Source organism: Tepidimonas taiwanensis (assembly GCF_020162115.1).
GTDB lineage: Bacteria > Pseudomonadota > Gammaproteobacteria > Burkholderiales > Burkholderiaceae_C > Tepidimonas > Tepidimonas taiwanensis.
Window position 1 is genome coordinate 2861238 of sequence record NZ_CP083911.1, and the last position, 24704, is coordinate 2885941.

At 69.2% G+C, this 24704-nt stretch carries 31 protein-coding genes; 23 read left to right on the forward strand and 8 right to left on the reverse strand.

Features of this window, described 5'->3' with window-relative positions:
• Positions 1-22 precede the first annotated feature (22 nt).
• The 15 genes from rpsG to LCC91_RS13605 all read left to right on the forward strand — a co-directional run bounded on the left by rpsG (position 23) and on the right by LCC91_RS13605 (position 9950).
• The gene (gene rpsG / locus LCC91_RS13535) at positions 23-493 is read left to right on the forward strand and encodes a 30S ribosomal protein S7 (protein WP_043701113.1); all 471 of its coding nucleotides are present in this window, start codon (positions 23-25) and stop codon (positions 491-493) included.
• Positions 494-589: 96 nt separating this feature from the next.
• A complete protein-coding gene (gene fusA, locus LCC91_RS13540; protein ID WP_143898600.1) occupies positions 590-2692 on the forward strand; it encodes an elongation factor G in 2103 nt (700 codons plus the stop codon).
• A 114-nt stretch (positions 2693-2806) separates the two neighbouring features.
• Positions 2807-3997: an elongation factor Tu gene (tuf, locus tag LCC91_RS13545; protein WP_143898650.1), complete on the forward strand. Its 1191-nt coding sequence runs from the start codon at positions 2807-2809 to the stop codon at positions 3995-3997.
• 11 nt (positions 3998-4008) lie between these two features.
• Positions 4009-4320, forward strand: coding sequence for a 30S ribosomal protein S10 (gene rpsJ / locus LCC91_RS13550; protein WP_058615886.1), 312 nt, complete (start codon positions 4009-4011; stop codon positions 4318-4320).
• 167 nt (positions 4321-4487) lie between these two features.
• Positions 4488-5147: a 50S ribosomal protein L3 gene (gene rplC, locus LCC91_RS13555; RefSeq protein ID WP_143898590.1), complete on the forward strand. Its 660-nt coding sequence runs from the start codon at positions 4488-4490 to the stop codon at positions 5145-5147.
• An 11-nt stretch (positions 5148-5158) separates the two neighbouring features.
• The gene (gene rplD / locus LCC91_RS13560) at positions 5159-5779 is read left to right on the forward strand and encodes a 50S ribosomal protein L4 (RefSeq protein WP_043700948.1); all 621 of its coding nucleotides are present in this window, start codon (positions 5159-5161) and stop codon (positions 5777-5779) included.
• Positions 5776-6090: a 50S ribosomal protein L23 gene (gene rplW / locus LCC91_RS13565; RefSeq protein WP_143898588.1), complete on the forward strand. Its 315-nt coding sequence runs from the start codon at positions 5776-5778 to the stop codon at positions 6088-6090. Before rplD ends, rplW begins: the two co-directional genes overlap by 4 nt.
• A 4-nt stretch (positions 6091-6094) precedes the next feature.
• Positions 6095-6919: a 50S ribosomal protein L2 gene (gene rplB, locus LCC91_RS13570; RefSeq protein WP_043700956.1), complete on the forward strand. Its 825-nt coding sequence runs from the start codon at positions 6095-6097 to the stop codon at positions 6917-6919.
• 11 nt (positions 6920-6930) lie between these two features.
• Complete coding sequence (gene rpsS, locus LCC91_RS13575) at positions 6931-7206, forward strand: 30S ribosomal protein S19 (protein WP_043700960.1); 276 nt, start codon at positions 6931-6933, stop codon at positions 7204-7206.
• A gap of 11 nt (positions 7207-7217) precedes the next feature.
• A complete protein-coding gene (gene rplV, locus LCC91_RS13580; protein ID WP_043700961.1) occupies positions 7218-7547 on the forward strand; it encodes a 50S ribosomal protein L22 in 330 nt (109 codons plus the stop codon).
• A 16-nt stretch (positions 7548-7563) separates the two neighbouring features.
• The gene (gene rpsC, locus LCC91_RS13585) at positions 7564-8421 is read left to right on the forward strand and encodes a 30S ribosomal protein S3 (protein WP_058615890.1); all 858 of its coding nucleotides are present in this window, start codon (positions 7564-7566) and stop codon (positions 8419-8421) included.
• A 2-nt stretch (positions 8422-8423) separates the two neighbouring features.
• On the forward strand, positions 8424-8840 hold the full coding sequence (gene rplP, locus LCC91_RS13590) for a 50S ribosomal protein L16 (protein ID WP_043700966.1): 417 nt from the start codon (positions 8424-8426) through the stop codon (positions 8838-8840).
• Between the two features lie 14 nt (positions 8841-8854).
• Positions 8855-9052 (forward strand): 50S ribosomal protein L29, encoded by a 198-nt coding sequence (gene rpmC, locus LCC91_RS13595; protein WP_058615891.1) that lies wholly within the window; start codon positions 8855-8857, stop codon positions 9050-9052.
• Positions 9053-9064: 12 nt separating this feature from the next.
• Positions 9065-9328, forward strand: a complete 264-nt coding sequence (gene rpsQ, locus LCC91_RS13600) for a 30S ribosomal protein S17 (RefSeq protein ID WP_043700971.1) — start codon at positions 9065-9067, stop codon at positions 9326-9328.
• 97 nt (positions 9329-9425) lie between these two features.
• Positions 9426-9950, forward strand: coding sequence for a peroxiredoxin (locus tag LCC91_RS13605; protein ID WP_143898586.1), 525 nt, complete (start codon positions 9426-9428; stop codon positions 9948-9950).
• Positions 9951-10143: 193 nt separating this feature from the next.
• On the opposite strand, the gene LCC91_RS13610 is transcribed toward LCC91_RS13605, so the two are convergent.
• The 4 genes from LCC91_RS13610 to LCC91_RS13625 form a co-directional block, all read right to left on the reverse strand.
• On the reverse strand, positions 10144-10656 hold the full coding sequence (locus LCC91_RS13610; RefSeq protein ID WP_143898584.1) for a GNAT family N-acetyltransferase: 513 nt from the start codon (positions 10654-10656) through the stop codon (positions 10144-10146).
• Positions 10657-10700: 44 nt separating this feature from the next.
• Positions 10701-10982: a type II toxin-antitoxin system RelE/ParE family toxin gene (locus tag LCC91_RS13615; RefSeq protein ID WP_143898582.1), complete on the reverse strand. Its 282-nt coding sequence runs from the start codon at positions 10980-10982 to the stop codon at positions 10701-10703.
• Positions 10979-11269, reverse strand: a complete 291-nt coding sequence (locus LCC91_RS13620) for a CopG family ribbon-helix-helix protein (RefSeq protein ID WP_143898580.1) — start codon at positions 11267-11269, stop codon at positions 10979-10981. The genes LCC91_RS13615 and LCC91_RS13620 overlap by 4 nt, the downstream gene beginning before the upstream one ends.
• 92 nt (positions 11270-11361) lie before the next feature.
• On the reverse strand, positions 11362-12099 hold the full coding sequence (locus LCC91_RS13625; RefSeq protein ID WP_224440960.1) for a cytochrome b/b6 domain-containing protein: 738 nt from the start codon (positions 12097-12099) through the stop codon (positions 11362-11364).
• Between the two features lie 172 nt (positions 12100-12271).
• Between LCC91_RS13625 and LCC91_RS13630 the strand changes: the two genes are divergently transcribed.
• A complete protein-coding gene (locus LCC91_RS13630) occupies positions 12272-12715 on the forward strand; it encodes a c-type cytochrome (RefSeq protein ID WP_143898214.1) in 444 nt (147 codons plus the stop codon).
• A 119-nt stretch (positions 12716-12834) separates the two neighbouring features.
• On the opposite strand, the gene LCC91_RS13635 is transcribed toward LCC91_RS13630, so the two are convergent.
• Positions 12835-13344 (reverse strand): TlpA disulfide reductase family protein, encoded by a 510-nt coding sequence (locus tag LCC91_RS13635; protein ID WP_143898216.1) that lies wholly within the window; start codon positions 13342-13344, stop codon positions 12835-12837.
• Between the two features lie 235 nt (positions 13345-13579).
• On the opposite strand from LCC91_RS13635, the gene LCC91_RS13640 reads away from it, so the two are divergent.
• The 3 genes from LCC91_RS13640 to LCC91_RS13650 are packed head-to-tail and all read left to right on the forward strand — an operon-like array spanning position 13580 to position 20347.
• Positions 13580-13978 carry a response regulator gene (locus LCC91_RS13640; RefSeq protein WP_143898217.1) on the forward strand — a complete coding sequence of 133 codons (399 nt, stop codon included), beginning with the start codon at positions 13580-13582 and terminating at the stop codon, positions 13976-13978.
• A 16-nt stretch (positions 13979-13994) separates the two neighbouring features.
• Positions 13995-19403, forward strand: coding sequence for a PAS domain S-box protein (locus LCC91_RS13645; protein WP_143898219.1), 5409 nt, complete (start codon positions 13995-13997; stop codon positions 19401-19403).
• A complete protein-coding gene (locus LCC91_RS13650; protein ID WP_043700993.1) occupies positions 19400-20347 on the forward strand; it encodes a diguanylate cyclase in 948 nt (315 codons plus the stop codon). Before LCC91_RS13645 ends, LCC91_RS13650 begins: the two co-directional genes overlap by 4 nt.
• 11 nt (positions 20348-20358) lie before the next feature.
• Here the strand turns inward: LCC91_RS13650 and LCC91_RS13655 are convergent, their stop codons facing one another.
• Positions 20359-20799 carry a thioredoxin family protein gene (locus LCC91_RS13655; protein ID WP_052231569.1) on the reverse strand — a complete coding sequence of 147 codons (441 nt, stop codon included), beginning with the start codon at positions 20797-20799 and terminating at the stop codon, positions 20359-20361.
• 26 nt (positions 20800-20825) lie between these two features.
• On the opposite strand from LCC91_RS13655, the gene LCC91_RS13660 reads away from it, so the two are divergent.
• The 4 genes from LCC91_RS13660 to ptsP are packed head-to-tail and all read left to right on the forward strand — an operon-like array spanning position 20826 to position 23899.
• Positions 20826-21482 carry a hypothetical protein gene (locus LCC91_RS13660; RefSeq protein ID WP_143898221.1) on the forward strand — a complete coding sequence of 219 codons (657 nt, stop codon included), beginning with the start codon at positions 20826-20828 and terminating at the stop codon, positions 21480-21482.
• A gap of 8 nt (positions 21483-21490) precedes the next feature.
• Positions 21491-21937: a PTS sugar transporter subunit IIA gene (locus LCC91_RS13665; protein WP_043700996.1), complete on the forward strand. Its 447-nt coding sequence runs from the start codon at positions 21491-21493 to the stop codon at positions 21935-21937.
• Complete coding sequence (locus LCC91_RS13670) at positions 21906-22175, forward strand: HPr family phosphocarrier protein (protein WP_043700999.1); 270 nt, start codon at positions 21906-21908, stop codon at positions 22173-22175. Before LCC91_RS13665 ends, LCC91_RS13670 begins: the two co-directional genes overlap by 32 nt.
• The gene (ptsP, locus tag LCC91_RS13675; protein WP_043701002.1) at positions 22172-23899 is read left to right on the forward strand and encodes a phosphoenolpyruvate--protein phosphotransferase; all 1728 of its coding nucleotides are present in this window, start codon (positions 22172-22174) and stop codon (positions 23897-23899) included. The genes LCC91_RS13670 and ptsP overlap by 4 nt, the downstream gene beginning before the upstream one ends.
• Positions 23900-23974: 75 nt before the next feature.
• On the opposite strand, the gene LCC91_RS13680 is transcribed toward ptsP, so the two are convergent.
• Positions 23975-24388, reverse strand: coding sequence for a type II toxin-antitoxin system VapC family toxin (locus LCC91_RS13680; RefSeq protein WP_197052559.1), 414 nt, complete (start codon positions 24386-24388; stop codon positions 23975-23977).
• Entirely contained in the window at positions 24370-24600 is a 231-nt protein-coding gene (locus LCC91_RS13685; protein ID WP_052231571.1) for a type II toxin-antitoxin system Phd/YefM family antitoxin, read from the reverse strand. The genes LCC91_RS13680 and LCC91_RS13685 overlap by 19 nt, the downstream gene beginning before the upstream one ends.
• Positions 24601-24704 lie beyond the last annotated feature (104 nt).

The window sequence follows — 24704 nt, forward strand, 5'->3', positions numbered from 1 at the left end:
CTGAAGCAAAGAGGTAACGAACATGCCACGTCGTCGCGAAGTCCCCAAACGTGAAATCCTGCCGGATCCGAAGTTCGGCAACGTCGAGCTCTCCAAGTTCATGAACGTCATCATGGAGAGCGGCAAGAAGGCCGTGGCCGAGCGCATCGTCTACGGCGCGCTGGAGCACATCGAGAAGAAGACGGGCAAGGACCCGCTCGAGGTGTTCAGCACCGCGATCAACAACGTCAAGCCGCTGGTGGAAGTCAAGTCCCGCCGTGTCGGGGGCGCCAACTACCAGGTGCCGGTGGAAGTGCGCCCCGTGCGCCGTCAGGCGCTGGCGATGCGCTGGATCAAGCAGGCCGCGCGCAAGCGCAGCGAGAAGTCGATGGCGCTGCGCCTGGCCAACGAGCTGATCGAGGCCACCGAAGGCCGCGGCGGCGCGATGAAGAAGCGCGACGAAGTCCACCGCATGGCCGAAGCCAACAAGGCGTTCAGCCACTTCCGCTTCTGACGCGTCGGCGTCCCGGCTGCGCCCCTCACGTCCAAGCCCGCCGTCACCGCGATCCGAGGCCGGCGGGCTTGGCCCATCCGAATCTGGAGTTTTCTCATGGCACGTACCACGCCCATCGAGCGTTACCGCAACATCGGCATCTCGGCGCACATCGACGCCGGCAAGACCACCACCACCGAGCGCATCCTGTACTACACCGGCGTCAACCACAAGATCGGTGAAGTGCACGACGGCGCCGCCACCATGGACTGGATGGAGCAGGAGCAGGAGCGCGGCATCACCATCACGTCGGCGGCCACGACCTGCTACTGGCGCGGGATGGACCTCAACTACCCCGAGCACCGCTTCAACATCATCGACACCCCGGGTCACGTGGACTTCACCATCGAGGTGGAGCGCTCGATGCGCGTGCTCGACGGCGCGTGCATGGTGTACTGCGCGGTGGGCGGTGTGCAGCCGCAGTCCGAGACCGTCTGGCGGCAGGCCAACAAATACCGCGTGCCGCGCCTGGCGTTCGTCAACAAGATGGACCGCGTTGGCGCCAACTTCTTCAAGGTCTATGAGCAGATCAAGACCCGCCTGAAGGGCAACCCGGTGCCGATCGTCATCCCGATCGGGGCCGAGGACAACTTCCAGGGCGTCGTCGACCTCATCAAGATGAAGGCCATCATCTGGGACGAGGCGACCCAGGGCATGAAGTTCGAGTACCGCGACATTCCGGCCGATCTGGTGGATCAGGCCCAGGAGTGGCGCGAGAAGATGGTCGAAGCCGCGGCCGAGGCCAGCGAAGAGCTGATGAACAAGTACCTCGAGACCGGTGATCTGAGCGAGGACGAGATCATCGCCGGCCTGCGTCAGCGCACCATCGCGGTGGAAATCCAGCCGATGCTGTGCGGCACCGCGTTCAAAAACAAGGGCGTGCAGCGCATGCTCGACGCCGTCATCCAGTTCCTGCCCTCGCCGGTGGACATCCCGCCCGTGGCCGGTACCGATGAAAACGAGCAGCCCGCCACACGCCGCGCGGACGACGAGGAGAAGCTCTCGGCGCTCGCGTTCAAGCTGATGAGCGACCCCTACGTCGGTCAGCTCACCTTCGTGCGCGTCTACTCGGGCGTGCTGCGCAAGGGCGATACGGTGCTCAACTCGGTCAAGGGCAAGAAGGAGCGCATCGGCCGTATCGTGCAGATGCACGCCAACAACCGGCAGGAGATCGAGGAAATCCGTGCCGGCGACATAGCCGCCTGTGTGGGCCTGAAGGAGGTGACCACGGGTGAAACCCTGTGCGACCCGTCGGCGCCGATCGTGCTCGAGCGCATGCAGTTCCCCGAGCCCGTCATCCGTCAGGCCGTCGAGCCCAAGGCCAAGGGCGACCAGGAGAAGATGAGCATCGCGCTGTCGCGCCTGGCCGCGGAAGACCCGTCGCTGCGCGTCTACACCGACGAGGAGTCCGGTCAGACCATCATCGCCGGCATGGGCGAGCTGCACCTGGAAATCATCGTCGACCGCATGAAGCGCGAGTTCGGCGTCGAGGCCAACGTCGGCAAGCCGCAGGTGGCCTACCGCGAAACCATCCGCTCCACCGTCGAAGAGGCCGAAGGCAAGTTCGTGCGCCAGTCCGGTGGTAAGGGCCAGTACGGTCACGTGGTGTTCAAGATCGAGCCCAACGAACCCGGCAAAGGCTTCGAGTTCATCGACGCCATCAAGGGTGGCGTGGTGCCGCGCGAATACATCCCGGCGGTGCAAAAGGGTGTCGAAGAGGCGCTGCAAACCGGCGTGCTCGCCGGCTACCCGGTCGTCGATGTCAAGGTCACGCTGCACTTCGGTTCGTACCACGAGGTCGACTCGTCCGAGCAGGCGTTCAAGATGGCCGCCATCTTCGGCTTCAAGGAAGGTTGCAAGAAGGCCAATCCGGTCATCCTCGAGCCGATGATGGCCGTCGAGGTCGAGACGCCGGAAGAGTACGCCGGTAACGTGATGGGCGACCTGTCGTCCCGCCGCGGCATGGTGCAGGGCATGGACGACCTGCCGGGCGGTGGCAAGGTCATCAAGGCCGAGGTGCCGCTGTCGGAGATGTTCGGTTACTCCACGACGCTGCGCTCGATGTCGCAGGGCCGCGCCACCTACACGATGGAGTTCAAGCACTACGCGGAAGCCCCGCGCAACGTGCAGGAAGCCATCATCGCCGCGCGCGCCAAGTAAACCCTACCCGTCTGCGGCACCCCGCAGCGGGGTGGGGCGGCTGCCCGTGGCCGGCCCGTGTTGCAGACGTAAAACCGTCACGGGCGTTGCTCTTTGCAGACAAAGGAATCGATCATGGCAAAGGAAAAATTCGAGCGGACCAAGCCGCACGTCAACGTGGGCACGATTGGTCACGTGGACCACGGCAAGACGACGCTGACGGCGGCGATCACGACGGTGCTGGCCAGCAAGTTTGGTGGTCAGGCGAAGAAGTACGACGAAATTGACGCGGCGCCCGAAGAGAAGGCGCGCGGCATCACCATCAACACCGCGCACGTCGAATACGAAACCGCCAACCGGCACTACGCGCACGTCGACTGCCCGGGTCACGCCGACTACGTCAAGAACATGATCACCGGTGCCGCCCAGATGGACGGCGCCATCCTGGTCGTCTCCGCCGCCGACGGCCCCATGCCGCAAACCCGCGAGCACATCCTGCTCGCCCGCCAAGTGGGCGTGCCCTACATCATCGTGTTCCTCAACAAGTGCGACATGGTCGACGACGCCGAGCTGCTCGAGCTCGTCGAGATGGAAGTGCGCGAGCTGCTCTCCAAGTACGACTTCCCCGGCGACGACATCCCCATCATCAAGGGCTCGGCGCTCAAGGCGCTCGAGGGCGACAAGGGCGAGCTGGGCGAACAAGCCATCATGAAGCTCGCCGAAGCGCTCGACACCTACATCCCCACGCCCGAGCGCGCCATCGACGGTGCGTTCCTGATGCCCGTCGAAGACGTCTTCTCGATCTCCGGCCGCGGCACCGTCGTGACCGGCCGTATCGAGCGCGGCATCATCAAAGTCGGTGACGAAGTCGAAATCGTCGGCCTGCGTCCCACCGCCAAGACCACCTGCACCGGCGTGGAAATGTTCCGCAAGCTGCTCGACCAAGGCCAGGCGGGCGACAACGTCGGTATCCTGCTGCGCGGCACCAAGCGCGAAGAAGTCGAGCGCGGCCAAGTGCTGGCCAAGCCCGGCACGATCACGCCGCACACCCACTTCACCGGTGAGGTGTACGTGCTCTCCAAGGAAGAAGGTGGCCGCCACACGCCGTTCTTCAACAACTACCGGCCGCAGTTCTACTTCCGCACCACCGACGTCACGGGCGCCATCGAGCTGCCCAAGGACAAGGAGATGGTGATGCCGGGCGACAACGTGACGATCACCGTCAAGCTGATTGCCCCGATCGCGATGGAAGAGGGCCTGCGCTTTGCGATCCGCGAAGGCGGCCGCACCGTGGGCGCCGGCGTCGTCTCCAAGATCATCGAGTAAGGCGGGCGGTCATGAACAAGCAAAAGATCCGCATCCGCCTCAAAGCGTTCGACTACAAGCTGATCGACGCTTCTGCCGCCGAGATCGTCGACACCGCCAAGCGCACCGGCGCCATCGTCAAGGGCCCCGTGCCCCTGCCGACGCGCATGAAGCGTTTCGACATCCTGCGCTCGCCGCACGTCAACAAGACGAGCCGCGACCAGTTCGAGATCCGCACGCACCAGCGCCTGATGGACATCGTCGATCCGACGGACAAGACGGTGGACGCGCTGATGAAGCTGGACCTGCCGGCCGGCGTGGACGTCGAGATCAAGCTGCAGTGATCGGCCGCGTCGCTTGACGCTGCGAAGCCCGCAATGTACAATTGCGGGCTTCGTCCTTTTGGGGCGAAGGCAATGTTGCAACCTGCCCGCGCGTGCGGTGCCGAGTGTCGGCGTCGTGTCAGCGGGCCATCAGACCCGGCCAATTGCAGTCGGGAGCGGAGAAAACCATGAGTCTGAGCAACTCTCTGGGGTTGTTGGGCCGCAAGGTGGGCATGATGCGTCTGTTCACCGAGGATGGGGACGCGGTGCCCGTCACGGTGGTCGATGTGTCCAACAACCGGGTGGCACAGGTCAAGACCCAGGCCACCGATGGCTACGACGCCCTGCAGGTGGCCTTCGGCAAGCGCCGCGCCTCGCGCGTGACCAAGCCGATGGCGGGTCACTACGCCAAGGCCGGTGTCGAAGCCGGCGAAATCCTCCAGGAATTCCGGGTCAGCGCCGAAGTCGCGGCCAAGTACGCGCCGGGCGCCACCCTGTCCGTGACCGAGCTGTTCCAGCCGGGCCAGAAGGTCGATGTGCAGGGCACGTCGATCGGTAAGGGCTTCGCGGGCACCATCAAGCGCCACAACTTCGGCTCGCAGCGCGCCTCGCACGGCAACAGCCGCTCGCACAACGTGCCGGGTTCGATCTCGATGGCGCAGGACCCGGGTCGCGTCTTCCCGGGCAAGCGCATGACCGGCCACATGGGCTGCGAGACCGTGACGACCCAGAACCTCGACGTGGTGCGTGTCGACGCCGAGCGTCAGCTGCTCCTGATCAAGGGGGCCGTTCCGGGTGCCAAGGGCGGCTTCGTGACCGTCCGTCCGGCCGTCAAGGCCGCCAAGTAAGGAGCGAACGGATGCAAGTCGAACTCCTCAACGACCAGGGTCAGGCTGCCTCCACCGTCGAGGTGCCCGAGACCGTCTTCGGTCGCGAATTCAACGAAGCGCTGGTGCACCAGCTCGTCGTCGCCTACCAGGCCAACGCCCGCCAGGGCACGCGCGCACAGAAGGATCGCGGTGCCGTCAAGCACACGACCAAGAAGCCGTTCCGCCAGAAGGGCACCGGTAATGCGCGTGCCGGTATGACCTCGTCGCCGCTGTGGCGCGGGGGCGGCAAGATCTTCCCGAGCAGCCCCAACGAAAACTTCAGCCAGAAGCTCAACAAGAAGATGTACCGCGCCGGCATGGCCGCCATCTTCTCGCAGCTGCTGCGCGAGGGGCGTCTGTCGGTGGTCGAGTCGATCAAGGTCGAAGCGCCCAAGACCAAGCTGCTGGCCAGCAAGCTCAAGGCGATGAACCTGAATTCGGCGCTCATCATCGCCGACGAAATCGACGAAAACCTCTACCTGGCGTCGCGCAACCTGCCCAACGTGCTGGTCGTCGAGCCGCGCTACGCCGACCCCGTGTCGCTGGTGCACTTCAAGAAGGTGCTCGTCACCAAGGGTGCGCTGGATCAGATCAAGGAGATGTTCGCATGAGCCAGCCGAAGTTCGACGAAGGTCGCCTGATGCAGGTGCTGGTGGCGCCGATCATCTCGGAGAAGGCCACCCGCGTGGGCGAAAAGACCAACACCGTCCTGTTCAAGGTGCTGCGCGACGCCAGCAAGCCCGAGATCAAGGCGGCGGTGGAGCTGCTGTTCAACGTCAAGGTGCAGGACGTCAACGTCCTGAACCGCAAGGGCAAGGTCAAGCGCTTCGGCAAGACCATCGGTCGCCGTGACCACGTGCGCAAGGCCTATGTGACCCTGGCCGAGGGCCAGGAGATCCAGTTCGGCGCAGAAGGGATCTGAGATCATGGCAGTCATCAAGATGAAGCCGACCTCGCCGGGCCGCCGCGGCATGGTGAAGGTCACTCGTGAGCACCTGTACAAGGGCCCCGGTTACGCGCCGCTGCTGGAGCCGCTGGCCAAGACGTCCGGGCGCAACAACAACGGCCACATCACCGTGCGCCACAAGGGCGGCGGTGCCAAGCACCACTACCGCCTGATCGACTTCCGCCGCGACAAGGACGGCATCCCCGCGAAGGTCGAGCGGCTGGAGTACGACCCGAACCGCACCGCGCACATCGCGCTGCTGTGCTACGCCGATGGCGAGCGCCGCTACATCATCGCGCCGCGCGGCATCGAAGTGGGTCAGACCGTGGTGAGCGGCAGCGAGTCGCCGATCCGTGTCGGCAACACGCTGCCGATCCGCAACATCCCGGTGGGTTCGACCATCCACTGCATCGAGCTCAAGCCCGGCAAGGGTGCGCAGCTGGCCCGCTCGGCCGGTGCGTCCGCCGTGCTGCTGGCGCGCGAGGGCGTCTACGCCCAGGTGCGGCTGCGCTCCGGTGAGGTGCGCAAGGTGCACGTGGACTGCCGCGCCACGATCGGCGAGGTCTCCAACACCGAACACAACCTGCGTCAGCTGGGCAAGGCCGGCGTCAAGCGTCACATGGGCATCCGTCCGACGGTGCGCGGTGTGGCGATGAACCCGATCGATCACCCGCACGGGGGTGGTGAGGGCCGTACCGGTACCGGTCAGCCGCCGCGCGATCCGTGGGGCAACCTGACCAAGGGTTACCGCACCCGTCACAACCGCCGCACGCAGAACATGATCGTGTCGCGCCGCAAGAAGTAAAGGGTTGAGCCATGTCCCGTTCTCTGAAAAAAGGTCCCTTCGTTGACCATCACCTGATGGCCAAGGTCGAGAAGGCGCAGGCCGCCAAGGACAAGAAGCCGATCAAGACCTGGTCGCGGCGCTCCACGATCCTGCCCGAGTTCATCGGCCTGACGATTGCCGTGCACAACGGCAAGCAGCACGTGCCGGTGTACATCACCGAGCAGATGGTCGGTCACAAGCTGGGCGAGTTCTCGCTGACGCGCTCGTTCAAGGGCCACCCCGGCGACAAGAAAGCCAAGAAGTGAGGATTGAATCCATGGAAACCCGCTGTATCGTTCGCGGCGTTCGCCTCTCGGCCGACAAGGGCCGGCTGGTGGCCGACCTGATTCGCGGCAAGAAGGTGGACCAGGCCCTGCAGATCCTGACCTTCACGCCGAAGAAGGCCGCCGGCATCATCAAGAAGGCGCTGCTGTCCGCCATCGCCAACGCCGAGCACAACGACGGTGCCGACATCGACGAGCTGAAGGTCAAGACCATCCACGTCGAGCAGGGCACCACGCTCAAGCGCTTCACCGCGCGTGCCAAGGGCCGGGGCAACCGCATCAGCAAGCCGACCTGCCACATCTACGTGACCGTGGGTAACTGACGAGGAAAGGAAGACCATGGGGCAGAAAATCCATCCTACGGGCTTTCGCCTGTCGGTGACCCGCAACTGGGCGAGCCGCTGGTACGCCAGCAACCGCGATTTCGCCGGCATGCTCGCCGACGACATCAAGGTGCGTGAGTACCTGCGCAGCAAGCTCAAAAACGCCGCCGTCTCGCGCATCGTCATCGAGCGTCCCGCCAAGAACGCGCGCATCACGATCTACTCGGCCCGTCCGGGTGTGGTGATCGGCAAGAAGGGCGAGGACATCGAGCGCCTGAAGAAGGATCTCGCCGCGATGCTGGGCGTGCCGGTGGCCGTCAACATCGAGGAAATCCGCAAGCCCGAGGTCGATGCGCAGCTCATCGCCGACAGCATCACCCAGCAGCTCGAGAAGCGCATCATGTTCCGCCGCGCGATGAAGCGCGCGATGCAAAACGCGATGCGCCTGGGCGCCCAGGGCGTCAAGATCATGTCGTCGGGGCGTCTCAACGGCATCGAAATCGCGCGCACCGAGTGGTACCGCGAGGGTCGCGTGCCGCTGCACACGCTGCGCGCCGATATCGACTACGGCACCTCGGTGGCCAAGACCACCTACGGCACCATCGGCGTCAAGGTGTGGGTGTACAAAGGCGACAACCTGGGCCGCAACGACGTCCCGTCGCTCGACAGCACGCCGCGCCCGGACGACGAGCGCCGCCCGCGTGGCCCGCGCCGTGATGGCGCGCGCCCGGCCCGTGGTGGCGCCCGCCGTGGCAGCAACGCGGCCCCGGCCGACGGCAGCGACAAGCCGGCCGAGGCCACCGCACAACCCGCCGTTAAGCGCGTTCGTTCCGACGCACCCGCGCCTGCAGCCGCGGACGGCAAAGGAGAATAAACATGTTGCAACCTGCTCGTCGCAAATACCGCAAAGAGCACAAGGGCCGCAACACGGGTGTCGCCACCAGCGGCACCACCGTCGTGTTCGGCGACTACGGCCTCAAGGCCACCGACCGCGGCCGCCTGACGGCGCGCCAGATCGAAGCCGCCCGTCGGGCCATCTCGCGCCACGTCAAGCGCGGTGGGCGCATCTGGATCCGCGTGTTTCCGGACAAGCCCATCACCAAGAAGCCGGCCGAGGTCCGCATGGGCAACGGCAAGGGTAACGTGGAGTTCTACGTCGCCGAAATCCAGCCCGGCAAGGTGCTGTACGAGATCGTCGGCGTGCCCGAGCAGCTCGCGCGTGAAGCGTTCCAGCTCGCCGCGGCCAAGCTCCCGCTGCGCACCACGTTCGTGACGCGCATGCTCGGCCAGTGAGGAAGGAGAACGCCATGAAAGCCGCTGAACTGCGTCAAAAAGACGTCGCCGCGCTGCAGGCCGAAATCAAGTCGCTGCAAAAAGCGCACTTCAACCTGCGCATGCAGAAGGCCACGCAACAGCTCGCCAACACCGCCGCGCTGCGTCAGACGCGCCGTGCGATTGCGCGCGCCAAGACCATCCTGGCCGAAAAACTTGCCGCGGGCCAGTAAGGAGAGACGACCATGACGCAAACCAAAGTCAAGCGCACCCTGATCGGCAAGGTGGTCAGCGACAAGCGCGCCAAGACGATCACCGTGCTGGTCGAGCGCCGCGTGAAGCATCCGCTGTACGACAAGATCGTGATCAAGTCGAGCAAGTACCACGCCCACGACGAAAACGGCGAGTACAAGCTCGGCGACATCGTCGAGATCACGGAAAGCCGGCCGCTGTCGAAGACCAAGAACTGGGTCGCGACGCGCCTGGTGCAAAAGGCCTCCGCGGTCTGACGCGCCCGATCCGACAAAACCCCGGCGCGCCACCGGGGCTATGGGGACGACCGACAATGCGGTCGTCCCTTTTTTCTTGTTGACGAGGAGATCCCCGATGATCCAGGTTGGCGATACCCTGCCCGATGTGACCCTGATGGAGTACTGCGAAACCGAAGGCAACGGCTGCAGCATTGGACCCAACCCGGTGTCGGTGCGCGCCGCGGCGGCGGGCAAGACGATTGCGCTCTTTGCCGTGCCCGGGGCGTTCACCCCGACGTGCTCCGCGCAGCACGTGCCGGGCTACCTGCGCCGTTATGACGAGCTGCGCGCGGCAGGAATCGATGAAATCTGGTGCGTCAGCGTCAACGACGCGTTCGTGATGGGCGCGTGGGCGCGCGACCAGGGCACCGCTGGCAAGGTGCGTATGCTCGCCGACGGCAGCGCCGAGTTCGCGCGCGCCACCGGGCTGACGCTGGACCTGACGGCGCGGGGGCTGGGCTTGCGCAGCAACCGCTACTCGATGCTCGTCAAGGACGGTGTCGTGCGCACCCTCAACGTCGAGGCGCCGGGCAAGTTCGAGGTCAGCGACGCCGATACGCTGCTCGCGCAGGCGCGCGAGCTGGCGGCGACCCAGGGGTAACCCACACCGTACCGCTATTGATCCGGCACCAAGCAGTTTTGCCTCCCCCGCGGCGTTCCGTGCCAGTAAGGAAAGCGGGGAACTCAAGACAAAACCGTGCCGCAGCAACAGGGGGCGCGCCTCGCAGCACGAGTGTGATGGTGTGTGACCCGCGTCACCCGGCGCGAACCGGTGCGTGTGCGGCGGGTGCACCTCACAGCGCCAGCTTGAGGTAATGCGCCCCCGGCAGGGGGTTGTGGTAGTAGGGCGGAATCTCGACGAAGCCCATCTCGTGGTAGAGCGCGCGCGCGGCCTCCATCTCGCGCAGCGTATCGAGCAGCAGGCAGTCGTACCCCGCCTGCTGTGCCAGCAGCACGACCTGCTCCGCCAACTGGCGGCCGAGCCCGAAGCCGCGAAACGCCCGCCGCACGAACAGGCGCTTCATTTCCGCCGCGTTGCCGTGGTCGCTGTCGAACAGCGGGCGCAGCGCGCAACAGCCCGCCGCTTCGCCATCGACGGTGGCGACGACCAGCGCCCCCAGCGGCGGCGCGTACAGGCCGGGCAGCGTCGCCAGCTCCTCGGTAAAACCCTGAAAGCACAGGTCGATGCCGATGTCGGCCTGATAGTCGAGAAACAGCTCGCGCGCCGCGTTCAGCAGCGGCCCGTCGGTCACGGTATGCAGCCGCACCTCGGGCGGCGCGGTGTCGTCGGCAGATGCATCGGCCATGGGGCAATGATACGGGTCGGGGCGTGCAAGCCGGGTGTGAGCGCTTATTTTGAAGGCCACTGCCGCGCCGCGTGCAACACGCGCAGCACGCGCACCTGGTCATCGGTGATGTCGTAGACCAGGAGATAGTTTGGATGGACCACCAGCTCGCGGGTACCAGCGACGCGACCAGGGCGACCCAGGCCGGGATGCTCGATCAAGCGACCCGCCGCCCCGGATAACCGCTCATCGAGGGCCAGTGCGGCGGCCGGATTGTCGGCCTCGATGTGGTCGTAGATGTCGACGCGGTCCTGAATCGCCTCCGGCGTCCAGAACAGGATCCTCATTCGGCGGCGGCTTCAAGCCGTTGGCGGGTTGCGGCGCGTTTGGCGGCAAACCGTGCTTCGACTTCCGCCGAGGGGATGAGGCGACCGGCGTTGGCAGAGTCCAGCCCTGTCTGGACCGCGCGTCGGAACCAGGCGTCGTGTGCCGTGGTTTCCTGCTGCTGGCGAACGACGTCGCGCATGAAGTCACGCAGGAGCTGCGCGGCGTTGCGGTCCATTTTTTTGGCTGCGGCAGAGAACGCGGATTTCAGCGCCGGGTCGACCCGGAACGTGAAGGTGCTTTCGCTCATTGCGGGCCTCGTGTGTGACACGGTCAGTGCATGGTAATGCGCGGCGGGCCAAAAGACCAGAGGTGCCCATGGTTCTGTCCATGGTTCTCGGGTCAGGGCTGTCCGAGGCCGAGCACGATGCCGGCGGTCGCGGCGACGCTGAGCGCGGCGAGCGCGAGCGCGAGCAGCCGCTGGCGAGGGCCGTCGGCGCTGGCGGGCGTGTCGGGGGGCAGAGGCTTGTTGCCGTGCAGCATCGGCGGCAGCAGCGCCTTGCCGCGCGCGATGCGGTACCAGACAATGGCCGCGACGTGCAGGCCGACGAGCGCGAGCAACAGGGTCTTACCCCAGCCCTTGTGGTAGGCGGTGGCCGCATACGCGGTGCTGGACTCGACCCAGTGCGCCAGCGGCCCGACGAAGGCGATTTCGTCGTCGCTGATCAGGCCGGTGCCCACCTGCCCCGCGAGCACCGCGAGCAGCGCAAACACCGACAGCGCCCCGAGCGGCGAGTGGCCGACCTCGACGCGCGGGTCGGCGCGCCCGCGCAGGTAGGCCAGCAGCGTGCCGGGCCCGTGGAGGAAAGACGCGAAGCGCGACCAGCGCCCACCCACCAGCCCCCACAGCACGCGAAAGATCAGCAGCGCGAGCACCGCATAGCCCAGCCGCTGGTGCCACGTCATCCAGTTGCCGCCCAGGTTACCGGTGATGACGAGTCCGACGACCGCCAGCGCCAGCAGCCAGTGGAACAGCCGCGTCGGCAGGTCCCACACGCGCACGGGCACGAGCGGGGCGGCGGCCGGTGCCGCGGGGGTGGGGGCGTCAACGGGGCGGAGGGTTTGGTCGGGCGTGTTCATCGGTGCGAGGCTTCGGTGCGTGAGCGAGCGGTCGTACAGCCATGTCCACCGGCCACAGGGGCTGCGGTGGCCGCGGTTGCCGACCCGTTGGGGGCGGCCCGTCGGGGGTGGCGTGCACGTTTTCGTGCGTCAGCATACACTCAAGTTCCCGTTCACTACCGGAGGTTACTTCATGTCCAAGCGTCTGCTCGTTGCCACCGTGGTCGCCGCGCTCGCCGGTGCCGCCCACGCCCAGTTTCAGAAGCCCGAGGATGCGGTCAAGTACCGCCAGGGCGCGTTCACCGTCATGGGCAACCACTTCAGCCGTATCGGCGCGATGGTGCAGGGGCGCGTGCCGTTCGACGCCAAGGTCGCGCAGGAAAACGCCGCGCTCGTGGTGACGTTGTCCAAGCTGCCGTGGGCCGGCTTTACGCCCGAGTCGGAGAAGATCAAGAGCCGCACCAAGCCCGAGGCGTGGAGGGAGATGGACAAGGTGCGCGCCGGTGCCGACAAGATGATGAAGGCGGTCGCGGACCTGGAAGCCGCGACGCGCACCGGCAACCTCGACGCGGTGAAAAAGACCTTCGGCGACGCCGCCGCGACCTGCAAGGCGTGCCACGACGCGTACCGCGAGTAAGTCCACGGCGCTGCGGTGCCGCGGCCTTGCACACGGCCGTGGCCCCCTTCTGGGTGCGCCCTTCACGGGGCGCACCCAGGGGGGGGTGTCAGGGGGCGCGTGTACGCCAGATCCCTCGGTCAGGCCGCCTCGGCCAGCAGCTTGTCCAGTAGCGCGGCCAGCGCCGCGAAGTCGGGCTCGCCGACGTAGCGTTTGACGATGCGCCCGCGGCGGTCGACGATATACGTCGTCGGGGTGAGCTTGACGTCCCCCCACGCGCGGGCGAGCGCGCCGTCGCTGTCGAGCGCGACCTTGAACGGCAACTGCCGCGTGCGCGTGAAGTTGGCCACCCATTCCGGCGGGTCGTAACTCATCGCCACCGCCACCGTCTCGAAGCCGCGCGGCGCAAAGCGCCGGTGCGTTTCGATGAGCTGCGGCATTTCCTTCACGCAGCTCACGCAGGTGGTGGCCCAGAAATTGACCAGCAGCACGCGGCCCTGCAGATCGGCGGTCGTGAGGGTGCTGCCATCGAGCAGCCGGAAGGTCGAGGCTGGTGCGCGTTCGGCGCTGCTGCACCCGGCGAGGCCAAGGCCGCCGAACGCGGCCAGCCAGGGCGAGGCGAGCAGCCAGGGGCGAAGACGGGGCGTCATGTCACGCTCAGCAAAGCAAGGAAACAGATCCCCCGATTGGACCACAGCGCCACGGAAGCGGGATCCGCGCGCCGGACTCCGGCGCATCACGAAGACATCGCCGGCGATCCGGCAACGCGAGAGCGGCAACGCGGGACGCGATGGCCGTGGGGCCGACCGGGGGGCATGAACGATCCGATGCCCTGCCGCGGCAAAAGTTCGCACCGCTCAGCGGATTGCGGGCACAATCGGACCCATGAGCGCTCAAGCCCTTCGCATGCGGCCGCTGCGTGTGCTGGTGGCCGACGACAACCCGTTGAACCTGCGCCTGGCGACTCGCATCCTGCGCGAGATGGGGCACAGCGGCGTCCTCGTGCAGGACGGCGCGAAGGCACTGGAGGCGCTGGCGGCGCAGCGCTTCGACGTCGTGCTGCTGGACGTGACGATGCCGGGGATGGACGGGATCGAGGCGTTGCGCGAACTGCGCGCGCGCGAGCGTGGCGGGGCCGCGCGCACCGCGGTAATCATGGTCACGGCGCACGACCTGCCGGAAGACCGGCGGCGCCTGCTGCAGGCGGGGGCGGACGGCTATGTGGCCAAACCGATCGACGCCGAGCGGCTGGCCGCCGAGCTGGCCCGGGTGATGGGTCACTGACGGGGCGGAGCGCAGCATGGCCGACGCGCGTCCGACCCCGCCGGCGTCGCCCGCGGCGACCGTGGAAAGAAACGGCGGCGTGATCGCGCTGCTGGTCGTGGTGCTGGTGCTGGCGCTGGGCGTGGCGCTGGGGCGCTGGATCGACCGGCAGGCACAAGCGGCGCTGCAGGCACACCTGACGCAGGAGCTCGACGCCGCCAGCCGCCGGCTGCAAGCGGCGTTCGACCGCTACGGCAACCTGTTGCTCGGGGTGCGGGCGTGGATGCACGCGCAGCCCGACGCCGACTGGCGCGCCGCGCGCGCGTACGCCGGTCCGCTGGAGCTCGCGGAGCGTTTTCCGGCGCTGACGGGCTTTGCATACCTTCGCCGGCTGCCCGCCGACACGGTCGCGTCCTGGCAGGCGGCGCAGGCGCAGCGCCCCGGGGCGGCGGTGCGGGTGCGGCCGATGCGCCCGGGCGGGCCGCCGACCCCCGACCACTATGTGATCGACTGGATCGAGCCGAGCGGCCAGGACCACCTCGTGGGGTTGGAGCTGTCGTCCGACCCGATCCGCTGGGCGGCGATGCGCCAGGCCGCGCAGACCGGCGAGGTGGCGGTGACCGCCCCGGTACGGCTGGCCAACACCGAGCGCACCGAGTACGGCCTGCTGTTCGTGCTGCCGTTGTACCGCGGCGGCTGGACGCCGGCGTCGGTCGCGCAGCGCTGGGAGGCCTTGGAGGGCTTCGTCGTGCTCGGCGTGCCGGCGCTGGAGCTGGCGCGCGAGGCGGCGCTGAACGAGGCGCGCTACGACTGGCACTGGGTGGACCCGGAGGCGTCGCGCGCGGCCGCGGCGAGCCCGCCGGGCCAGCCGCTCGCGCTGGACCCGCCGGACGCGCTACCGGGGGTGGCGCTGCTCGACGCGGACGGGCACGATCCGACGTCGCCGGTGGCCGCGCTGCTCGACAGCGGTGCGCGCGTGGTGGCGCTGGGCGAGGCGATCCTGGGCCAGCGGCGCTACCAGCTCGGGGTGCGCAGCACCCCGGCACTCGAGGCCCAGTGGCACCCAGTGGGTGCCTGGATAGTCGGCGTCGGGGCGCTGCCGGTGGCGCTGCTCGCGGGGTGGGCGACGCTCGGCGTGTTTCGCCTGCGGCGCGAGCAGCGCGAGCGGCTCGCGCTGCTGCAGGGCGATGTGCAGCGGCTGTCGCTGGTGGCGCGGTACACGCAGAACGCCATCATCCTGACCGACCGCGACGGGCGCGTCACGTGGGTCAACGACGCGTGCGAGCGCATCACCGGCTACACCGCCGACGAGTTGATCGGCCAGGTGCCGGGGCGGCTGCTGCAGTGCCCGCGCACCGACCCGCAGGCCGTGGCCACGCTGCGCGCCGCGGTGCAGGCGGGGCGTGGCTGCGAGGTCGACATCCTCAACCGCGCGAAGGACGGACGCGACTACTGGGTCAACATCGAGCTCATCCCGCTGCGCGACGAGGCCGAGCGGGTCACCGGCTTCATGGCGGTGGAGGTCGACATCACTGAGCGGGTGCGCACGCAGGAGCGGCTGCGCGCGGCGCTCGCCGAGGCGCAGGCACTGATGGACACGATCAACCGCCACGCCATCGTCAGCCAGGCGGCGCCGGACGGCACCATCGTCGATGCGAACGAAGCCTTCTGCGCGATCAGCGGCTACACCCGCGACGAGCTGATCGGTGCGCCGCACCGCATCGTCAACTCCGGCGTGCACGACGCGGCGTTCTGGCGCGATTTCTGGACCACGATCGCCAGTGGGCAGCCGTGGCGCGGCGAGATCTGCAACCGCGCCAAGGACGGCACGCTGTATTGGGTGGACAGTATCGTCGCGCCGATTTTCGACGCGCAGGGCGAGATCGAGCGTTACCTGTCGATCCGCTTCGACATCACGCCGCGCAAGCGGGCGGAGGCCGCGCAGCGCGAGGCGCAGCAGCGCCTGGACAACCTGCTGCGCGCCACCGGCGCGGCAACGTGGGTGCTCGACCCCGACACCGGCGACGTCGAGACGGACGCGCGCTGGTGGACGATGCTGGGTGAGGCGCCGTGTCCGCGCGCGTCGGTCGCAACGTGGGCCGAGCGGGTGCACCCGGGCGACCTGCCGACCGTGCAGCTGGCGCTGCAGGCGCTCATCGACGGTGTGAGCGAGACGTTCGAGCAGACCGTGCGGCTGCGCCACCGCGACGGGCACTGGGTGTGGGTGCGGTCGCGCGCCCGCGCCTACGAGCGCGACGCGAGCGGCCGCGCACGTGCGGTGTACGGCAACAACCTCGACATCTCCGATATCAAGAACGCGGAAGAAGCCGCCGCGCGCGCCGAGCGGCTGCTGCGCAGCGCGATCGAAGCGGTGGACGAAGGGTTCGTGCTCTACGACCCCGAGGACCGGCTGGTGTACTGCAACGAACGTTATCGGCAGTACTACCCGATCGGCGCGGCGGTGATGGAGGTGGGGCGCACGTTCGAGGAGATCGTGCGCTACGGTGCCGAGCGCGGCGAATACGCGGAGGCGATCGGGCGCGTCGACGAATGGGTGCGCGAGCGCGTCGCGCTGCACCGCCGCGCGAACACCTCGCTGGTGCAGCACTTGGGCGACGGGCGTGTGCTGCGTGTCATCGAGCGCCGCACGCCGGACGGCTATATCGTCGGCTTTCGCATCGACATCACCGAGCTCGAGCGCGCCCGCGCCGCCGCGCAGGAAAAAGAACAACTGCTGCTCAACGCGCTGGAGGCGCTGGGCGCGTCGCTCACCGTGTTCGACGCGCGCGAGCGCCTGCAGTGGGCCAACGAGCGGTTCTACCAGCTGCACGCGGGCCTGCGTGACGTGTTGCAGCTGGGGGTGGGGTTCGAGACCTTCATCCGCACGGGCCTCGAGCGCGGCGAGATCCAGCTCCCCCCGGGCACCGACGCCGAGGCGTGGCTGCGGGAGCGGCTGGCGGACTTTCGCGCCGGGCGCACCGACCGCGTCGTGTACCGGCCCGACGGCCAGGTGTTGCGCGTCGTCGAGCGCCGGCTGCCCAACGGCAGCGTCGTCGGCCTGCGCTTCGATGTCACCGAGCTGGAGGCGGCGCGGCGCGCCGCCGAGGAGGCCAGCCGCGCCAAGAGCCAGTTCGTGGCCAACATGAGCCACGAGATCCGCACGCCGATGAACGCGGTGCTGGGGATGCTGCAGCTGCTGCTGGGCACGCCGCTCGACGCGCGCCAGCGCGACTACGCCGAAAAGGCCGAGGCGGCGGCCAAGTCGCTGCTGGGCATCATCAACGACATCCTCGACTTCTCCAAGATCGAGGCGGGCAAACTGGAGCTCGATCCGGAGCCGTTTGCGGTGGATCGCCTCTGGCGTGATCTGGCGACGATATACGCCGCCAACCTGCGCGGCAAGCGCATCGAGCTGTTGTTCGATATCGACGCGCACATTCCGCCGGTGCTGATCGGCGACGCGCTGCGGCTGCAGCAGGTGCTCATCAACCTGGGCGGCAACGCGATCAAGTTCACCAGCGTCGGCAGCGTCACGCTGCGCGTGCGGCAGCTGCAGCAATGGACGGGCGACGACGGGCAGCGGCGCGTGCGGCTGGCGTTCGCGGTCATCGACACGGGGATTGGCATCCCGCCGGAGGCGCAGGCGCGCATCTTCAGCGGGTTTACGCAGGCCGAGGCCTCGACCACGCGCAAATACGGCGGCACCGGGCTGGGGCTGGCAATCAGCCAGCGGCTGGTGCGCATGATGGGCGGCGAGATCACGCTGGACAGCGAGGTCGGCCGCGGCAGCACCTTCGCGTTCGAGCTGGACTTCCCCGTCGCCAGCGACGTGCCCGCTGCGTGGCAGGCCGACGGCGTCGCGCGCGAGCTGCGCGGCTTGCGCGCGCTGGTGGTGGAGGACCACCCGATGGCGCGCGACGTGCTGGTCGAGGCGGTCCGGCAGCTCGGTTGGGCGGCGGACGCGGTGCCGGACGCGGAAGCGGCGCTGCGCCGCGTGCGCGAGACCGAGCAGCCCTACGACGTCGTGTTCGTCGACTGGTCGCTGCCCGGCATGGACGGGCTGACGCTGGCGGAATCGCTGCGCCATGCCGATTCGCCCGCGTCCGCGTCGGCGCTCATCATGGTCACGGCCAGCGGCCGCGAGGTGCTCAACGAGGTGCCCACGCAGCGTCAGTCGGTGCTCGACGGCTTCCTGGTCAAGCCCGTCACCGCCGGCATGCTGCTGGAGGCGGTGATGCGCGCCCGTGCCGAGGCCCAGGGCGCAGCGGCGCCGCAGGCCCCGGTGGCGGGGGCGCGGCGCCTGGCGGGCCTGCGCGTGCTGGTGGTCGAGGACAACGCGATCAACCAGCAGGTGGCGCGAGACCTCCTGCAGCGCGAGGGCGCCACGGTCACGCTCGCCGAGCACGGGCAGGCGGCGGTCGATGCCCTCAAGCGCGCGCCCGATGCGTGGGACGTGGTGCTGATGGACATGCAGATGCCGGTGCTCGACGGCTTGCAGGCCACGCGCGTGATCCGCGAGCAGCTCGGCCTGCGGGCGCTACCGATCATCGCGATGACCGCCAACGCGATGGCCGACGACCGCGCGGCGTGCCTGGCGGCCGGCATGAACGACCACGTCGGCAAACCGTTTGCGATCGACCAGCTGGTGCGCGTGCTGCAGCAGTGGGCCGGCGAGGCGCTGGCGCGCGTGCAGCCGGGCGGGGCCGCGGATGGTGCTGCGCAGGCGGCCGCCGGGGAGGCCGAGCCACCGCACGACGCCGGGAAGCAGGCGGCGGTTCGCGCGGACGACCGCCCGTGGCCCGACGCCGACCGCGTCGACGTGCCTGCGGCGCTGGAGCGGCTGGGCGGCGACCCGGTGCTGTACGCGCGGCTGGCGCGCCAGTTTGCGCAGAGCCTGCCGCACACGCGCGCGCAGCTCGACGCGCGGCTCGGACAGCCGGCCGATCCGGAGCTGGCCGCGCTGCTGCACACGCTCAAAGGCACGGCCGCGACGGTCGGGGCGCAGCGGCTCGCCGACGCCGCCGCGCAGGCCGAGCGCGCCGTCAAGGCGCAACTCGCCGCGGGGGATCGCGCGCTGCCGCCGGTGCCGCCGTGGTGGCCCGCGCTGGCCGACGAGCTCGCGGTCACGGCGGACGCGCTGCACCGCGTGCTCGCCGAGCTGCAGGCGCGCGGCTGGGTGCCGCCGGCGGAAGAGGGCGCCGCCGATGCGGCCCGCGCCGACCCGGCGCGCTGGCGCGCCGAGCTGCAGCGGCTGCAGGCGCTGCTGGCCACCAGCGACATGGAGGCGTTGGACGTGCACGACCGGCTGCTGGCGGACGCGGCGATTGCGGCCGATGCGCGCTGGGCCCCACTGCACCAGGCGATGGAGACGATGGACTTCGCGGCGGCGCAGGCGGCGTGTGCGGCCTTGTTGGCGACCGCCGAGGAAGGGGGTGGTGCTGCATGACCGCTGCCGAACGACCAGCCGGGTGGCCGGACCGCAAGCCGCGTCTGCTGCTCGTGGACGATCAGCCGGTGCAGCTGCAGGCGCTCTACCGCACGCTCGCCGGGGACTACCAGCTCTTCATGGCGACGAATGGCGAGCAGGCGCTGCAAGTGGCGCTGCAGCAGCAGCCGGACCTGATCCTGCTCGACGTCGTGATGGAGGGGCTGGACGGCTTTGGCGTCCTGCAGCGCCTGCGCGCACAGGCGCAGACGCCGGCGATTCCGGTGATCTTCGTCACCGCGCACAGCGATCAGGACATCGAGAGCCGCTGCCTGGAGGCCGGCGCGGTGGATTTCATCACCAAGCCGATCAACCCCGCGGTGGTGCGCGCGCGCGTACGCACGCACCTGACGCTGAAATTCCAGTCGGATCTGTTGCGCTCGCTCGCCTTCGTCGATGGCCTGACCGGTGTGGCCAACCGGCGGCGGTTCGACGAGCGGCTGGCGCTGGAGTGGGCGCGCGCGCAGCGCCACGGTCACGCATTGAGCCTGCTGCTGGTCGACGTGGACCACTTCAAAGCGTACAACGACCGCTACGGCCACCAGGCGGGGGACGAGGCGCTGCGGCGCGTGGCGGCGTGCCTCACCGAACAGATGCGGCGCGGCACCGACCTCGTCGCACGCTACGGCGGGGAGGAGTTTGCTTGCCTGCTGCCGGACACCGACAGCGAGCAGGCGCTGGCGCTGGCGCAGCGCATCGTCGAGGCAGTGCCGCTGATGGCGATCCCGCATTCGGCGTGTCCCGTGGCGCCGGTGCTCACCGTCAGCGTCGGGGTCGCCACGCGCCGTGGCCCCACCCAGCCCGGCTGGTCCAGCGCGGCGCTGCTGGGGTTGGCGGACGCGCAGCTCTACGAGGCCAAGCGCCTGGGCCGCGCGCGCGCCTGCGCGGCCGTGCTGGAGGCGTAAGCGCGGCGCCGTCAGCGCGCGGCGCGCGCCAAGGCCGCGCGGGCGGTGCGCAACCGCTCCTCCAGGTACGGGCCGTAAAAATCGGCCAGGCCCATGCCCTCGAGCCGCTCGGCGAGTTCACGCCCCCGCTCGTCGACGAACAGCACCGTCGGCGCCACGCGCACGCGCCACGCCCGCGCCAGCTCGTAACCCGTGGTCGAGCGCCCCTGAAAATCGACCACCGGCGTGCGCCGGTCGAGCATGTCGACCTGCACCGCGACCACCTCGCCGCGCTGCAGCATCGGACCCAGGTGGTGCTGGCGCACGACGTCGCAGAACGCGCAACCGGCGAGCGTCACCATGACCACCAGCGGCTCGCCGCGCGCGCGCGCGGCCTGCGCCGCGGCGCTCAGCGACGACGGCACCGGCAGCGTGTGGCGGTGGGGGACGGCGGTGTCGGCTGGGGCGCTCATCGGCGGGCTACGGTACGATGCAGGACATGTCATTGTGCCCTGCTTTCGCGAGGTCTGCCACGCGCCGCGAGGATGGCCCGCCGTCCGGCCCCCGGGCCGCCCGCGGGCGGGCGGTGCCGGCGCTCGCAAGCGCGCTGGTGGCGCTGGGCGGGGCGCTCACGGCGTGCAGCCCGGCGCTGGACTGGCGCACCGTGCGCCACGACGCGGCGGCGGTGGAGGCCGTGCTGCCCTGCAAGCCGGAGCGCGCGACACGCGAGGTGCCGCTGCTCGGGCCCGGTCAGCCACCGGTGGCGCTGCACATGCTGAGCTGCCGCGCCGCCGGCCACACGTTTGCGGTGGCGGCGGTGCGCTTGCCCGATGGGGTGGCGGACGCCACGGTGGCGCAGTGGGCGGCCGCGTGGCGCCGCGCCGCGTGGGCGACGCTGCGGGTGCCGGCCCCGGCAGACGGGGTGCCGCCCGGCTGGGCGGCGGTGCCCTGCGGCAGCGCGGGCCGCGTCACGCTGCCGCCGCTTTGCTGGCGCGGCCCGGGGCACGGGCCCGACGGGCAGCCGCTGCAGGCCGAGTGGCACTGGCGCATCGAGGGGCCGTGGCTGGTGCAGCGCGCGCTTTACGGACCGGGCCTTGCCGACGACGCGCGGGAGACGTTTTTCGGCGGCGTCACGCGCCACGGTTCCGGTCGATAATTTCGCCCGTGAACGCCATCCTCGTCATCGCCCACGCGCCGCTCGCGTCCGCGTTGCGGCAGTGCGTGTTGCACGTCTTTCCGGACGCGGCGCACGTGGTGGATGCGCTGGATGTGCCGCCGCACCAGGCGCCGGAGGAGACGCTCGCGCAGGCGCGCGCGCTGATGGCCGTGCACGGCGCCGACGACACGCTGGTGCTGACCGACCTGTTCGGCGCCACGCCGTGCAACGTCGCCACCCGGCTGCTGGAGGGCGGCCACACGCGGCTCGTCACCGGGGTCAACCTGCCGATGCTGCTGCGCGCCGTCACTTACCGCCACGAACCGATCGACACCCTCGTGTCGCGCGCCACGCTCGGTGGCACGCAGGGGGTGATGCCGCTGGCGCCGACCGCGCCGCAAAACCAGTTTCATCCCCCCCGCCATGATCCAGCGCACCGTGACCATCAGCAATAAGCTCGGGCTGCACGCCCGCGCGTCGGCCAAGCTCACCAAGCTGGCCGGGGCATTCCAGTGCGAGGTGTGGCTCAGCCGCAACGGGCGGCGCGTCAACGCCAAGAGCATCATGGGCGTGATGATGCTGGCGGCGGGGCTGGGGGCGACGGTGGAGGTGGAAACCGACGGGCCCGACGAGCAGGCCGCGATGGAGGCCATCGTCGCGCTGATCGACGACAAATTCGGGGAGGGGGAATGACCTTTACGGTGCACGGGCAGGCCGTCTCGCGCGGGGTGGCCATCGGGCGGGCGGTGCTGGTGGCGTCCAGCCGGCTGGACGTGGCGCACTACTTCATCGCGCCGGAGCAGGTGGGCGCCGAGATCGCGCGGCTGCGTGCGGCCCGCGACGCGGTGGCCGACGAGATCCGCCGCCTGCAGCAGGGGCTGGCGCACGACGAGATGGAGGCGCACGCGGAACTCGCCGCGCTGCTGGAGGTGCACCTGATGCTGCTGCAGGACGAGCACCTGCACGAAGGCGTCAAGCACTGGGTGAGCGAGCGCCACTACAACGCGGAGTGGGCGCTGACCGCGCAGCTCGAGCTGGTGGCCAAGCAGTTCGACGAGATGGAGGACCCGTACCTGCGCGAGCGCAAGGCGGACCTGGAGCAGCTCGTCGAGCGCATGCTACGCGTGATGCGCGGCGAGGCGTCGCCGATCACGGCCGCGCCCGCGCCGGGAGCGGAGGAGCATCCGCTGGTGCTGATCGCGCACGACCTCGCGCCGGCCGACATGCTGCACTTCAAGCAGGGGATCTTTGCCGGCTTCGTCACCGACGTCGGCGGCAAGACCAGCCACACCGCGATCGTCGCGCGCAGCATGGACATCCCGGCGGTGGTCGGCGCGCGCCACGCCAGCCAGCTCGTGCAGCAGGACGACTGGGTGATCGTCGACGGCGACGCGGGCGTGCTGATCGTGGACCCGACGCCGATGATGCTGGCCGAGTACGGCTACAAGCAGCGCCAAGGGGCGATCGAGCGCGAGCGCCTCGCGCGCATCAAGAACACGCCGGCGGTCACGCTCGACGGCGAGCGCATCGAGCTGCTGGCCAACATCGAGCAGCCGGAGGACACGCTGCCGGCGCTGTCGGTCGGCGCGGTGGGCGTGGGGCTGTTTCGCACCGAGTTTCTCTTCATGGGCCGCGGCGGCAAGCTGCCGGACGAGGAGGAGCAGTTCGACGCCTACCGCCGCGCGATCGAGGGCATGCACGGCCTGCCGGTGACGATCCGCACCGTCGACGTGGGCGCCGACAAGCCGCTGGACCACCACCGGCGCGACGAGCACCTCAACCCGGCGCTGGGTCTGCGCGCGATTCGCTGGAGCCTGGCCGAGCCGGCGATGTTCCTGACGCAGTTGCGCGCGATCCTGCGCGCGGCGGCGCACGGCAAGGTCAACGTGCTCATCCCGATGCTCGCGCACCTGAGCGAGGTGCGGCAGGTGCACGCGATGCTGGCCAAGGCGCGCGAGCAGCTCGACCGCCGCGGCGTCGCCTACGGGCCGGTGCGCGTCGGCGCGATGATCGAGGTGCCCGCGGCGGCGCTGGCGGTGCGGCTGTTCGTGCGGCACTTCGACTTCCTGTCGATCGGCACCAACGACCTGATCCAGTACGCGCTGGCCATCGACCGCGTGGACGAGTCGGTGGCGCACCTGTACGACCCGCTGCACCCGGCGGTGCTGCGGCTCGTCGCCGACACCATCGCCGTGGCGCGCGAGGCGGGCAAGCCCGTGAGCGTCTGCGGCGAGATGGCCGGTGACGTCACGATGACGCGGCTGTTGCTGGGGCTGGGGCTGCGCAGCTTCTCGATGCACCCGACGCAGATCCTGCCGGTCAAGCAGCAGATCCTGCGCAGCGACACGCGCAAGCTGCGCGACTGGGCGCAGCGCGTCGTCGCCAGCGACGAGCCGGCGCTGCTGCTGGCCGACTGAGCGCGCGCCGCCCGCGCCTGTACTTCGACGTGCTCGGGAGTGGGGGGCCAAGGCGTCGACCCGCGTCGGCGGACGTCAGACATCGGCCGCCTGACGGGACAGCCCGCCGGGCCAATCCAGGATGAGGCGATCGGCCGTCACGAGGGTCGCGTGTCGGTGCATGGCCGTCGCGATGATGAACCGGTCGGCGGAGTCACGGTGCGAGTCGCGCAGCTGCGTCGCCAGCAGCGCGATGCCCCCATCGACGGGGACCTCCTCCAGCCCGGCTTGCAGCCAGCCGTGCCGCCACTGGGTGACCGGCTCGGGCAGCACCACGCGGCCGCGTTCGGCCAGCATCGCCACCTCCCAAAAGCTGATGGCGCTCACCGCCACACGACCCGAGCGCCACGCCGCTTCGATGAGGGTACGCGCCTGTGCCCCCAGGGCCGGATCGTCCCGATCCATCCACAGCAGCGCGTGGGTGTCCAGGATCACCCCGCTGCCTGCCACAGGTCATCCTCCAGCGGGGCGATCACATCACCGCGGATTTCCAGGGTCGGATGCCGCCCGAACGGGGACGCAGCCCGCCCCCCGCTGTACGGACGCAATTCCGCCACCGGCTTGCCGTTCTTGGTGATGACCCACGTCTCACCCGTCGCGGCGGCCGCATCCATGAGCGCCAGGCACTTGGCTTTGAATTCAGAGGCGCGAATCGTTTGCATGTCATCCCCCCGCAAGGCGTGACCATGGTGATGACCATAGTCATGTGAACAGCGCGCGTCAAGCCGCTCGGTCGGCGAGCTCGCCGCCAGCTTGTATGTTTCAC

What these genes read in the sequence shown, in the direction of transcription:
- LCC91_RS13685 (WP_052231571.1), bottom strand. Translation starts at nt 24,600, where the DNA reads ATGCAAACGATTCGCGCCTCTGAATTCAAAGCCAAGTGCCTGGCGCTC.
- LCC91_RS13655 (WP_052231569.1), bottom strand. Translation starts at nt 20,799, where the DNA reads ATGAGCGCCCCAGCCGACACCGCCGTCCCCCACCGCCACACGCTGCCG.
- rplB (WP_043700956.1), top strand. Translation starts at nt 6,095, where the DNA reads ATGGCAGTCATCAAGATGAAGCCGACCTCGCCGGGCCGCCGCGGCATG.
- LCC91_RS13660 (WP_143898221.1), top strand. Translation starts at nt 20,826, where the DNA reads ATGTCATTGTGCCCTGCTTTCGCGAGGTCTGCCACGCGCCGCGAGGAT.
- LCC91_RS13670 (WP_043700999.1), top strand. Translation starts at nt 21,906, where the DNA reads ATGATCCAGCGCACCGTGACCATCAGCAATAAGCTCGGGCTGCACGCC.
- rplW (WP_143898588.1), top strand. Translation starts at nt 5,776, where the DNA reads ATGAGCCAGCCGAAGTTCGACGAAGGTCGCCTGATGCAGGTGCTGGTG.
- rplP (WP_043700966.1), top strand. Translation starts at nt 8,424, where the DNA reads ATGTTGCAACCTGCTCGTCGCAAATACCGCAAAGAGCACAAGGGCCGC.
- rpsQ (WP_043700971.1), top strand. Translation starts at nt 9,065, where the DNA reads ATGACGCAAACCAAAGTCAAGCGCACCCTGATCGGCAAGGTGGTCAGC.
- ptsP (WP_043701002.1), top strand. Translation starts at nt 22,172, where the DNA reads ATGACCTTTACGGTGCACGGGCAGGCCGTCTCGCGCGGGGTGGCCATC.
- LCC91_RS13605 (WP_143898586.1), top strand. Translation starts at nt 9,426, where the DNA reads ATGATCCAGGTTGGCGATACCCTGCCCGATGTGACCCTGATGGAGTAC.
- fusA (WP_143898600.1), top strand. Translation starts at nt 590, where the DNA reads ATGGCACGTACCACGCCCATCGAGCGTTACCGCAACATCGGCATCTCG.
- rplD (WP_043700948.1), top strand. Translation starts at nt 5,159, where the DNA reads ATGCAAGTCGAACTCCTCAACGACCAGGGTCAGGCTGCCTCCACCGTC.
- rpmC (WP_058615891.1), top strand. Translation starts at nt 8,855, where the DNA reads ATGAAAGCCGCTGAACTGCGTCAAAAAGACGTCGCCGCGCTGCAGGCC.
- rplV (WP_043700961.1), top strand. Translation starts at nt 7,218, where the DNA reads ATGGAAACCCGCTGTATCGTTCGCGGCGTTCGCCTCTCGGCCGACAAG.
- LCC91_RS13610 (WP_143898584.1), bottom strand. Translation starts at nt 10,656, where the DNA reads ATGGCCGATGCATCTGCCGACGACACCGCGCCGCCCGAGGTGCGGCTG.
- LCC91_RS13620 (WP_143898580.1), bottom strand. Translation starts at nt 11,269, where the DNA reads ATGAGCGAAAGCACCTTCACGTTCCGGGTCGACCCGGCGCTGAAATCC.
- rpsS (WP_043700960.1), top strand. Translation starts at nt 6,931, where the DNA reads ATGTCCCGTTCTCTGAAAAAAGGTCCCTTCGTTGACCATCACCTGATG.
- LCC91_RS13650 (WP_043700993.1), top strand. Translation starts at nt 19,400, where the DNA reads ATGACCGCTGCCGAACGACCAGCCGGGTGGCCGGACCGCAAGCCGCGT.
- LCC91_RS13625 (WP_224440960.1), bottom strand. Translation starts at nt 12,099, where the DNA reads ATGAACACGCCCGACCAAACCCTCCGCCCCGTTGACGCCCCCACCCCC.
- LCC91_RS13615 (WP_143898582.1), bottom strand. Translation starts at nt 10,982, where the DNA reads ATGAGGATCCTGTTCTGGACGCCGGAGGCGATTCAGGACCGCGTCGAC.
- LCC91_RS13640 (WP_143898217.1), top strand. Translation starts at nt 13,580, where the DNA reads ATGAGCGCTCAAGCCCTTCGCATGCGGCCGCTGCGTGTGCTGGTGGCC.
- rplC (WP_143898590.1), top strand. Translation starts at nt 4,488, where the DNA reads ATGAGTCTGAGCAACTCTCTGGGGTTGTTGGGCCGCAAGGTGGGCATG.
- LCC91_RS13635 (WP_143898216.1), bottom strand. Translation starts at nt 13,344, where the DNA reads ATGACGCCCCGTCTTCGCCCCTGGCTGCTCGCCTCGCCCTGGCTGGCC.
- rpsG (WP_043701113.1), top strand. Translation starts at nt 23, where the DNA reads ATGCCACGTCGTCGCGAAGTCCCCAAACGTGAAATCCTGCCGGATCCG.
- tuf (WP_143898650.1), top strand. Translation starts at nt 2,807, where the DNA reads ATGGCAAAGGAAAAATTCGAGCGGACCAAGCCGCACGTCAACGTGGGC.
- rpsC (WP_058615890.1), top strand. Translation starts at nt 7,564, where the DNA reads ATGGGGCAGAAAATCCATCCTACGGGCTTTCGCCTGTCGGTGACCCGC.
- LCC91_RS13630 (WP_143898214.1), top strand. Translation starts at nt 12,272, where the DNA reads ATGTCCAAGCGTCTGCTCGTTGCCACCGTGGTCGCCGCGCTCGCCGGT.
- LCC91_RS13645 (WP_143898219.1), top strand. Translation starts at nt 13,995, where the DNA reads ATGGCCGACGCGCGTCCGACCCCGCCGGCGTCGCCCGCGGCGACCGTG.
- rpsJ (WP_058615886.1), top strand. Translation starts at nt 4,009, where the DNA reads ATGAACAAGCAAAAGATCCGCATCCGCCTCAAAGCGTTCGACTACAAG.